Raw genomic sequence first — 9513 nt, 5'->3', positions numbered from 1 at the left:
AGGCAGGTGTCCGTGCTGGACTGGCAGACGGTGGCGGAGCCCTCGGCCAGGTCGATGACCTGGGTCAGGGTCATGACCTCGCCACCGCTGTAGGTGCGGGCCTTCCCGGCGGCGGTGGTGACGTGGACGCCCTTGGCGTCCACGGTCGCGGCATGCGGGGTGGGCGGGGTGGGCTGCATCGCAGGGTCCTCCTTGATGTGATCGGGGAGCGTGACGGCCGCCGGCGGCGGGACGATGCCGGGCGGCGGGATGGTCGGCCCCGGTACCGGTTCCGCGGCCGGCGGCGCGCCGTCGGCCGGAGCCGACGACGTCGTCGGGGCCTCGGTCGGCTCCGGCGCGGGGCCCGCCGGGGGCGGGGTGGTCGGCGGGGTGGTCGGCTTCGGTGGGGTGGTGGGCTTCGGGGGTGTTCCGGCGCCCGTGGTGGGCGCGGACGGCCCCGAAGCCGTGGTGCCGGATGAGGAAGTGGAGGGCTTGACGCCGGGCTTCTTCAGGTAGGCGGAGCACCATCCGTCGCGCAGTCCACCGGCCCAGTGGGCGCCGGCGAGAAGCCCGTAATGGGTTTTCGCCGCCAGGTTGTAGGAGCCCTTCCGGAACGTGTCCGGCGCTTTCTTCGGCTCCCACTTGTTCTTCGTTTTCGGGGCGGGCTTTTTGATGCCTGCCTTCTCGTATTTGCCGTGCGTGTTGTCGACGCCGACGAGGTAGGTGATGGCGAGGAGAACGAGGAGTTCCACGAGCCCCCTTCCGGTGACGCTTCGTGGTCGCGGTGGGGTTACCGGTTACCGGTTACAGGCCCCGCGGGCGCCGGTTCGGGCCGCACGGGGGCGGTTCGGGGGGCGTCCAGGGCTGTAACCGGTAACCTGTAACCGGAGATTGATCGCTCAGCGTGACGAGAAGCCGAGGTCGGCGACCGTGTCGTTCGCCGTGTTGAAGACGGATTCGAGGCCGCCTCGAATCTGTTCACTGACCGGCGTGTAGGGCAGCAGGACACCGGACGCGATCAGCGCCAGACTGATCACCATCTGCTTTCCCTTGGTCTTCTTGAAGGTGAAGTACATGGCCCAGCAGAACAGGACCAGAGCGAAGAACTGGAGCGTCATTACGCGCCCTTCTCGAAGGTGAATCCCTTGTTGTTCGCGGGGACGGTCGCACTCGAACCGGAGGGGGCGGACAGCTTCTTGTAGGCGATGAGGCCGGCGCCGCCGACGAGCGCCACCCACAGCCACGGGCTTGAGGTGATCCCGTCGGCGGGCGCGCCGCCGGCCGGAGCGGCCTTGGGGGTGGTGGCGCCGAGGACGGGGGCTTCGCAGGCGGGGATCCGGGCGACGTCGTACGAGGCGGCCTTCGCGACAGCGGCGGCCCGGAGCTTGTTGCACTCCAGGTAGACGGCCATCTCCCGCTCGTAGAGCGTCTTGGCCGCGGCTTCCTGGCTCTGGGCCCGCTGCTTGTCGACCTCGGCCTGAACCAGGGCGGTCGCGGCCTGGTCCTGGGCTCGGACCCGGTCCTGGGCGGCCTGCTTGCCCTGCATGTCGGTGACGGTCACGACCGTTCCGCATACCGCGAGGACGGCGATCGTGCCGCACACCGCGAGCGCGGCCCTGTTGTGGCGGCCCGCCCCGATCTTGCCGATCGTGGCGGCGACCTTGGACGACGTGCCGGTCTTCTCCGAGGCCGCGGGCGGTGCCGGGGCCGGGGCCGTGGCGTTCATGCGAGAGAACTCCCCATCCCAGTCGATGCCGGGCATGACGACTCCTCCTTTCCAGGGATCGTTGGTGCAGGTCAGAGCCGGTTGGGCTCCAGGCTGAAGAAGATGGTGTTCGCGTTGGCCATCTCCGGGTGCCGGGCGACGAGGTCGCCCCGGATGGCGAGGAAGGCGTCGTAGCGGGTGGTGCCGGCGGGCGGGGTCCACGTCCCGTACTGCGTGGTCATCGTCCGGCCGGGCAGGTCCAGGGTCAGCACCCACATGTGGGATCCCTGAGCGGCGGCCGGGTTGGCCGGGGTGGAGGACGAGGAGGTCTGGGTCACTGGAACTCCTTGAAAACGGGTGTTCAGGCGGCGAGTGCCGGGCTGTCGGCGCAGGGGACGCACATGCCGAGGGAGGTCGGGATCACGTAGCCGGCGTCGCGCTCGCAGGCGGGTCAGGTACGGCGGGCCGTGTTCGCCCGCTCCAAAGCGGCCCAGCGGGCCGGGGTCATCGGCCGGACCGGGCGGGCCCGGTCGACCCGGTACAGGTAGGCGATCAGCGGGCCGCGTCGACGGCGCGGGCGTTCGAGCTGGGCGACGACGCCCTGGCCGCCCGGGCGGAGGCCAGCGGCGCGGAGCTGCCGGCGGGTGGCCAGGCCGTCGGGAGCCAGGCGCCACCGGAAGACGGGCAGACCGCTCACCGGTCGAGCCGGTGGTAGGCGGCCCGGCACTCGGCGGCGTGGGCATTGGCCTCGCGGCGGGTGAAGATCAGGCTGTCGAGCTTGTCGGCGCGGTCGCCGCAGCCGTGGCAGTGCCAGGCCGAACCGTGGCGGGCCACGGTGCCGATCACGTGGACAGCCGCACCCGTCTGGTTGTGGAACCGGATCAGGAGGTTGTCCGGCTCGGCGGGGGTGGTGTTCGGGGAGAGCTTCACGAGGCGGCTCCTTCGAGGCCGGCGGGCGGGGTGCGCAGTTCCTGGTAGCGGGCGGAGACCCAGCCGACGGACCAGCCGGTGGTCTCGGCGGCCACCCGGATCCCGAGGCCGGCGGCGTGCAGGCGCTTGACGAGCGCGCGGGCCTCGGCTTCGGGGAGCTTCTCCGCGGCCGGTCCGAGCGTCAGGAGTTCAGCGCGTTCACGCTCCAGCCGTTCCTGTTCACGGGACCGTTCACGGCGTTCACGCTCGGCCTCGTCGACACGGGCCTGACGCTCCCGCTCCTCCTTCTGGCGGGCCTCCAGCTCCTTCTGCTGCTGGGCCTCGCGTTCACGGCGTTCACGCTCCAGCCGTTGCTGTTCACGCTCGCGTTCACGGCGTTCACGATCCTCGCGTTCCTCCCGCTCGTGACGCTCCCGGTCCTCGCGCTCCTCACGCCGGACCCGCTCCTGCCGTTCGGCCTCGTCGCGGATCAGGCGGGCCTCGTGTTCACGCCGTTCACGAGCCTCAGCCGCCTCGTGGTCGCGGCGTTCACGCACCCGCTGCTGGCGGGCTTCCTCCCGCTTCTCCGCGGCCGTCTCGCGAGCCTGCCGCGTCTCTTCCTCCCGCTCCTCCAGCCCCTTGACGGCGGCGGCCAGGGCCCGCCGGTAGGCGAGACCCGCCTCGGCCGTCACGATCAGCAGGAGCGGCGCCACGGAGTGAACGGCAACGCCGACCAGGTCCCCCACCAGCGCGGATGCCCCAATGTTGAGGAGGAGGGTCATGGCGCCGGTCATCCACCGCAGCGCCACCGGCCACGGCCCGCCCCGGCCACCGAGACGGGCGAGGACGGAGTCGAGTCGGACCACGATCACCACGGCGGAGTCCACCACGATCGGAAGGATCGGCGCCGTCCACCGCCAGTCCTCGTGGGTGTGAGCGGTCATGAGCGGGGTGACCGTCAGAACGGAGAACAGCATCGCCCCACTGACGATCGCCCACATGCCCACGCTCAGCGCGCGTTCCGCGGCGTTGACTTGAGCGCGGCTGGTGATCGCCTTCACGCCGTACCCCCCAGGATCGAGACGACGGGGGCGGCGGCGATCAGAATGACCGGCGAGGACGGTTCGTCGATCTGCTCGCTGTCCTCGGTCCACAGCCACTCGGCCCCGTCGGTGAGCGCGAAGTTGAGTTCGGTGAGCGCCTGTGAGCGCTCCTGAACGGTCGGGGCGAGGGGGCTGGTGAAGTAGTGGGTCGGCCAGTGCTTCTCGACGGACAGCGCCACGAACAGATGCCAGCCGCCGTTGCGGTTCACCAGGTGCGCGCGGGCCTGGGTGAACGCTGTCTCGGGTCCGTGGTTCACGATGCGCCCCCGATCAGGCGGACGTCGAAGAAGGCGACGAGGGTGACGTCTCCCTCGTCGCCGTTGTCCATCTCCCCCCACTCCCAGGCGGCCTCGTCGGTGGGCTCGTAGCCGAGGGCGGACAGAGCGGCCATTCGCTCGGCCACGGTCGGGGGCGGCTGGATACGGGAGAACTCGTACGTCGGCCAGCTCTGCACGGGGCCGTCGACGGCGATGTAAAGCTCCCACTCGCCGAAGACGGCGTTGGTCAGGCGGGCGGAGTGCGTCATGCCGCATCCCCCGCAACCGTCAGGCCGACGCGGTTGGCCGCGTCCCGGCGGGCGTCCAGGACCCGGTTGCGGGCCCGACGGATCCGGCGGGCGTCGAACTGCGACGGCGTCCGGTCGAGCTGAGCGATCAGCGCGTCCAGCAACTCGACCTCGGCCAGCACCAGCGGCATCTCGGCCTCGATCGCGTACAGCTCCGCGTCCGACGGCTCCAAGCCGTCGGCCCACGGCGTAACAACGTCCTGAAGTGCAGCGATGGACTTCATGGGTCTTGCTCCTTCGAGAGAGGAACGGGACTCAGCGGCCCCGGGTCTAGCCACCCGGGGCTGCACGTCGTTTTGGTTGAAGGTCAGGCCGGGCGCGGGTAGTGGTGCACGCTCGGGTTGGTGTGGAACGGCTGGTCCGCGCAGTCCGCGGCCCAGCTCTGGTGGCTCCAGCAGGTCTGCCGGTCGTCGCCGTGCATGCCGGCGTCCTCCAGCGCGTTGTCGCGCTCGATCGCGGCGGCGAGCTGCTTGTCCATCTCGATCCCCTTCCGGGGCCGGACCATCCGGCTCCCCGCCACCCCGCCCGTACGACGCCAAAGGCGCCGGACGGGCGGAGGAGGCAGCCGGCCGCAGCCTGGAGTGGGCTGCAGAGGAAGCGCCGACCGGGAATCCCGGCAGGATTGATGGCGCCGTTTGACGCGAGGGGCGCGGCCGGTCGTACCGGTCCAGTACGGTCGGCGCCCGCAGATGTAGGTGGAACACGGGAGACCTCCACGTGGGGAGGGGCGAGGCTTCGCCGGTCGCCGTTGCCACGGCGGTCCGGTCCCGAGCCTGAGAATCGGCGCGTCATCATCACTGCTCTGACGCCAGCAGGGCGGCCGCGATCAGGTGGCACCCGAGCGGCTGACCTCCCGAAAGGAAGGCATGATCCACGCGGATGTTCTCCAGAGCTGCACACGAGCAAGGTGCCGCCGGACGGCACTTACCCGGCCGCCGCAGGAACGGGGACTCACACCCCGCCAAATCAAGCACTCTGTTCAGTTCTCAATGAGCAGCGGCTCTCCGACGTGCATGGAAGGTCGGACCTCCCGCTTTCGAGAGCGGGGCAGCCGAAGGCCATAAATCCAGCTCAGAGCACTGCTACCCACCCACGCTTTTGGCTGCTTAGGGTGACTAGCGCTCGCCCTGTGGAACAAGTTAGGGAGTCCCGCCGTGGCCGTCAAGCCCCCCTCGCGATATGATTGCTAGACCCCCTAGGCGCGGAGGATGGAATGCACGAGGAGATGCAGCGGGTTGCGCAGGTCAGGGAGCCTGTGGAGCGCGCGAAGGCTGCGAGCACCCTGATCGGCGACTATCAAGGACGCCTGATCGAGCTCTCGCGTGTCCGCCGTGAGGCGATCGAGGAAGCAGCCGCATCCGGCATGACTCAGTCGGAGATTGCCACGCGTCTAGGCGTCAGCCGTGGCCGCATCGGGCAGCTGGCCGCGCAGGGCCCGCCGCCGGAGCGGGCGTTCTTCGGCACCGACCTCATGACCATCTCGCTTGGAGGCAAGTACGAGGCTGGGAAGGCGGAGGACGAGAACCGGAGCGAGGTCGTCGTTCGGGAGGACCTTCAGAACTTCGACCGTCTGCGGAAGCTCCTGGCGACGCTCAAGCTCGACGCGAACTACGAGGTCATTCCGCCGAGCGGCATGGTCAATCTGAACCGCGACAACCACGTGGTGGTGTGTGGCCCGCGGCTCTCCCCGATCATCGCCCAGGTCCTCGAAGGGGATGACTACCTGAGGTTCGAGAAGGACCGGGCATGGCACCTCGTGGACCTGAAGACCGAGCAGCGGTTCAGGTCTCCACTGGATGAGGACGGCACCGCTGGCGACTTCGGGTACCTGGCCCGCCTGCCCCGGCTCGACGGTCGCGGCACCTTCCTCTATGCGGCCGGCATCCACGCGATCGGCGCCAACGGCGTCGTGCACTTCCTGGAGAACAACCTCCCCGAGCTGTACAAGGAGGTCCGCACCCGCCGCTTCTCCACCTTGATCTCTTGCCGCTACGACCCCAAGACCCTGGAGGTCCTGGAAAGCAAGAGGGTCACCCCGCTCTACCGACACGAGGGATGACATGCACGTCAGCGTTGCGACACAGCCCGGGGGCCAGGCCCCCAATGAGGACTGGGTGGCCGGATCGCCCACGGCGGCCGTGGTCCTGGATGGCCTAAGTACTGCGGGCCTGGACACGGGTTGCGTGCACGGCGTGCCGTGGTACGTCGCAAATTTGGGCGGACAGTTGATGGCCGCCCTTGGCGAATCGGACCGGCCGCTGACCGAGGTACTCGCCATAGCTCTGGAACGGGTCGCGGGCCTCCACCCGACTTGTGACCTGAAGAACCCCGGAACGCCGTCCGCGACCGTCGCGGTCCTGAGGGAAGGGCCAGAACGCTTCGATCACCTCGTGCTGGCCGATTCGCCCATCGTGATCGAGCGGGCCGACGGCTTTGTGACGCTGACGGATCTCCGGGTGGATGAGGTATGCCAAGACCTCCGGAGCGAGACGGAACGGTACGCGACGGGGAGTACCGAGCACCGCGCGGCCGTGGCGAGGCTCGTGGCTGCACAGCGAGAGATCAGGAACACACCGGCGGGCTACTGGGTGGCGGCAGCGGCCCCGGACGCCGCCGCCCACGCGCTCACCGGGAGTGTGCAGCGGGGCGAGGTGAGGTCTGCGGCCGTGATGTCTGATGGGGTATCGCGCCTTGTGACGGAGTACCAAACAGCTTCATGGGGGGACGTGTTCGCCCAGCTTTACGGAGAAGGTCCAGCCGCGGTGATCGGGTCGGTGCGAGCAGTCGAAGCGACCGATCCGCACGGTCGGCGGTGGCCGCGGTACAAGGCAGGCGACGACGCAGCCCTGGCCTTCTGCCAACGCGATTTCTTCGGATGATCAAGGCTCGCGGCCAGCCTGCGGCCAGGCTACCCCTGGCCGCGACTGGTTGAGGCACATGCGCGCAGGTCAGGGGGCAGACAGGTGCTGGCGGCTTCTCGGTCTTGAAAACCGTTCCTAGGGTCATCCCCGCGGATGCGGGGAGCAGGACCGTGAGCCGCAGCCGCGGTACCCGTTCCCGGGACCATCCTCGCGGGTGCGGGGAGCAGCTGACCGTCTCCGACTTCGCGAAGGGCTACCGGGGGTCATCCCCCGCGGGTGCGGGGAGCAGGGGTGCACGATCGCGCAGTCGTCGACGACCCCGGGGTCATCCCCGCGGGTGCGGGGAGCAGTCGAGCCAGCCGGCCGTACCGGCCACGCACCGGGGGTCATCCCCGCGGGTGCGGGGAGCAGGAAGCCGTGTCGATCCGGACGTTCTGACGGCCGGGGCCATCCCCGCGGGCGCGGGGAGCAGAATAAGCCGAACCCGTTCATGCCGCGGCAAGAGGGGCCATCCCCGCGGGCGCGGGGAGCAGGCCTCCGCCGACAACTACCGCCTCCGGGTCGAGGGGCCATCCCCGCGATTGCGGGGAGCAGCCGTTGCGGAGCTCGGCGAACTTGATGCGGGTGGGGCCATCCCCGCGGGTGCGGGGAGCAGCGACAGCCTGGTAGCCACGCGGCGGAGCAGGCGGGGCCATCCCCGCGGGTGCGGGGAGCAGAGCGTCCTCCGCGTTCCCGGCCACCAGGCCCAGGGGCCATCCCCGCGGGTGCGGGGAGCAGTGCCCGAGGCAGTGCGCGTCCCACTCGTACGCGGGGCCATCCCCGCGGGTGCGGGGAGCAGACCATGCCGGCGGAAGGGCTGGTCAGGGCCGCGGGGCCATCCCCGCGGGTGCGGGGAGCAGACTTTCTGACCTGGCACTCTATCCGGGCGGCTCGGCTTCCTAGCCCAACTTCATCGAATCAAACGAAAGCCCCATAGGGGATCAATCTGCAACACAGTCGAAGAAACGCTCTCGGACGCCAGCGCCGATCATCATGGCGACGGCCGCGTCATCGCTGCCCCGGCACCGGGCCAGCGACCCGGCCGTCGCCTTCTGCTCCTTCACCTGGGCCCGCAGGATGCAGCCCCTCTGACGGCATTGCCTGACGGCAACGTCCACGGACGACAACCACCCTCCGAGCCCTCTGAGTGCAGACGCCACCCACCCCCAGACATCCCAGCTCAGAGCAGGGATGAACTCCTAAAGCGGGTGTCGCAGGTTCGAATCCTGCCGGGGGCACATGGGCCAAGGGCACCTACTGAATTCAGTAGGTGCCCTTCGGCGTTCACGGCAGCCGTCAGGCCGGGGGGAGGAGGTCGGCGTAGAGGATGACGTTGTTCGTGCGGTGGCCGTCGTGGAGGGGGCCGCCGCAGGTCAGGAGGCGGAGTTCCGGGCGGTCGGTGGGGGTGTAGACCTTCGCCGTGGGGAAGTCGGCCTTGTTCACGTCCTCGATCTCGCGGATCTTGAAGCGGGCCGTCCGGCCGTCCTCGCGCGGGACCTCGATCAGGTCCCCGAGGCGGATCTTCTCGACGTTCCGCATCAGGGCCGGGCCGTGCTTCGTGTCGAAGTGCGCGACCAGGACGGAGACGCCCTTCTCGCCGGGGGTGACGCCGCCGGTCCACCAGCCGGGGTCGTCGGCCTGGGTGTCGGCGTCGGGGACGCCGAGTTCGCCGGTGGTCGGGTCGACGGAGAGGTCGACCATCCGCCGCGCGTCCACGCCCGCCGCCTCGATCCGCAGGCCGGTGGGCTTCGAGCGGTCCAGGGCCCCGGCGGTGGGGGCGGCCGGGGTGGTGGCCGTGCTGGAGATCCGGGGCTGCGGGGGGAGCTTCGCGGCCGCGGCGGTCGTCCCGCAGGCCGTGAGGGCTCCGGTCGCGAGGACCGCGAGGAGTGCGGTGGTGCGGAGAGTGGCGCGCATGGGTGGGTCGTCCGTCCCTCGGGTCGTGCGGGGGGTGCGGGGGCGTGCACGACGTTACGAGGGGCGCGTTGAGGGGATCAGTCGGGGATGTAACCGTTGTCCCGATATTGGGCGACGGAAGGGTCTCGGGGCGCCGAAAGCCCTCCCGGCGGGCCGGGAGGGCGGAGACCGATCGTCACGCGGTCGCGTCAGCTCAGGCCCCTGCTGCGTTCGCCGATCCGGTCGCCCTGGGGGGTGCCGGCCCGCTTCAGGGCCGCCTTCGTGTGGGCACCGCCCTTGACCTTGCTCCTGACCGGCCCTTCGAAGCCGTGGCCCTGCGCGCGCGGCACCTGGAGCTGCTCCGCCGCCTTCGCGATGACCTCGCGGACGTCCCGCTTCTGCTCTTTGCTCATCCCGTCGTCAACTCCCTCGGGAAGCACCCAATCGGACTACTGGGAT

The 9513-nt window shown here is 70.1% G+C and carries 13 protein-coding genes, 2 pseudogenes and 1 CRISPR repeat array; of the genes and pseudogenes, 2 read left to right on the top strand and 13 right to left on the bottom strand.

What is annotated here, in order from left to right; translation table 11 throughout:
- From AB0D01_RS32520 to AB0D01_RS32470, 11 genes and pseudogenes are all read right to left on the bottom strand, one after another.
- A pseudogene (locus tag AB0D01_RS32520) lies at positions 1 to 731 on the bottom strand (hypothetical protein); the annotation flags it as partial.
- A gap of 147 nt (positions 732 to 878) precedes the next feature.
- Positions 879 to 1097 (bottom strand): hypothetical protein, encoded by a 219-nt coding sequence (locus AB0D01_RS32515; protein WP_363061598.1) that lies wholly within the window; start codon positions 1095 to 1097, stop codon positions 879 to 881.
- Positions 1097 to 1741, bottom strand: a complete 645-nt coding sequence (locus tag AB0D01_RS32510) for a hypothetical protein (protein WP_363061596.1) — start codon at positions 1739 to 1741, stop codon at positions 1097 to 1099. The genes AB0D01_RS32515 and AB0D01_RS32510 overlap by 1 nt, the downstream gene beginning before the upstream one ends.
- 35 nt (positions 1742 to 1776) lie before the next feature.
- Positions 1777 to 2022: a hypothetical protein gene (locus tag AB0D01_RS32505; RefSeq protein ID WP_363061594.1), complete on the bottom strand. Its 246-nt coding sequence runs from the start codon at positions 2020 to 2022 to the stop codon at positions 1777 to 1779.
- 23 nt (positions 2023 to 2045) lie between these two features.
- Positions 2046 to 2381 (bottom strand): annotated as a pseudogene (locus tag AB0D01_RS32500) (RRQRL motif-containing zinc-binding protein).
- Positions 2378 to 2614: a hypothetical protein gene (locus AB0D01_RS32495; protein ID WP_363061592.1), complete on the bottom strand. Its 237-nt coding sequence runs from the start codon at positions 2612 to 2614 to the stop codon at positions 2378 to 2380. Before AB0D01_RS32495 ends, AB0D01_RS32500 begins: the two are co-directional and overlap by 4 nt.
- Complete coding sequence (locus AB0D01_RS32490) at positions 2611 to 3594, bottom strand: DUF2637 domain-containing protein (protein ID WP_363061609.1); 984 nt, start codon at positions 3592 to 3594, stop codon at positions 2611 to 2613. The genes AB0D01_RS32495 and AB0D01_RS32490 overlap by 4 nt, the downstream gene beginning before the upstream one ends.
- A gap of 56 nt (positions 3595 to 3650) precedes the next feature.
- Positions 3651 to 3953 (bottom strand): DUF6303 family protein, encoded by a 303-nt coding sequence (locus AB0D01_RS32485; RefSeq protein ID WP_363061590.1) that lies wholly within the window; start codon positions 3951 to 3953, stop codon positions 3651 to 3653.
- The gene (locus AB0D01_RS32480; protein ID WP_363061588.1) at positions 3950 to 4222 is read right to left on the bottom strand and encodes a DUF6303 family protein; all 273 of its coding nucleotides are present in this window, start codon (positions 4220 to 4222) and stop codon (positions 3950 to 3952) included. Before AB0D01_RS32480 ends, AB0D01_RS32485 begins: the two co-directional genes overlap by 4 nt.
- The gene (locus tag AB0D01_RS32475) at positions 4219 to 4485 is read right to left on the bottom strand and encodes a DUF6284 family protein (RefSeq protein WP_363061586.1); all 267 of its coding nucleotides are present in this window, start codon (positions 4483 to 4485) and stop codon (positions 4219 to 4221) included. Before AB0D01_RS32475 ends, AB0D01_RS32480 begins: the two co-directional genes overlap by 4 nt.
- Before the next feature lie 83 nt (positions 4486 to 4568).
- Positions 4569 to 4739: a hypothetical protein gene (locus tag AB0D01_RS32470; RefSeq protein WP_363061584.1), complete on the bottom strand. Its 171-nt coding sequence runs from the start codon at positions 4737 to 4739 to the stop codon at positions 4569 to 4571.
- A gap of 735 nt (positions 4740 to 5474) precedes the next feature.
- Here AB0D01_RS32470 and AB0D01_RS32465 point away from each other — a divergent pair.
- Together AB0D01_RS32465 and AB0D01_RS32460 are read left to right on the top strand one after the other, a co-directional pair.
- Positions 5475 to 6320 (top strand): sigma factor-like helix-turn-helix DNA-binding protein, encoded by an 846-nt coding sequence (locus AB0D01_RS32465; RefSeq protein ID WP_363061582.1) that lies wholly within the window; start codon positions 5475 to 5477, stop codon positions 6318 to 6320.
- A gap of 169 nt (positions 6321 to 6489) precedes the next feature.
- A complete protein-coding gene (locus tag AB0D01_RS32460) occupies positions 6490 to 7140 on the top strand; it encodes a hypothetical protein (protein WP_363061580.1) in 651 nt (216 codons plus the stop codon).
- Positions 7141 to 7259: 119 nt separating this feature from the next.
- A CRISPR array of direct repeats spans positions 7260 to 8022; the repeat unit is 32 nt; unit sequence GCGGGGCCATCCCCGCGGGTGCGGGGAGCAGA.
- 435 nt (positions 8023 to 8457) lie between these two features.
- Here the strand turns inward: AB0D01_RS32460 and AB0D01_RS32455 are convergent.
- The gene (locus AB0D01_RS32455) at positions 8458 to 9075 is read right to left on the bottom strand and encodes a sortase (RefSeq protein WP_363061578.1); all 618 of its coding nucleotides are present in this window, start codon (positions 9073 to 9075) and stop codon (positions 8458 to 8460) included.
- Between the two features lie 188 nt (positions 9076 to 9263).
- Positions 9264 to 9467: a hypothetical protein gene (locus tag AB0D01_RS32450; RefSeq protein ID WP_363061576.1), complete on the bottom strand. Its 204-nt coding sequence runs from the start codon at positions 9465 to 9467 to the stop codon at positions 9264 to 9266.
- Positions 9468 to 9513: the final 46 nt, after the last annotated feature.

The sequence above is a fragment of the Streptomyces sp. NPDC048606 genome (assembly GCF_040650855.1).
In the GTDB taxonomy this organism is placed as follows: domain Bacteria; phylum Actinomycetota; class Actinomycetes; order Streptomycetales; family Streptomycetaceae; genus Streptomyces.
The sequence above is the reverse complement of the archived record's forward strand: the minus strand, read 5'-3'. Positions and strand labels throughout refer to the sequence as shown.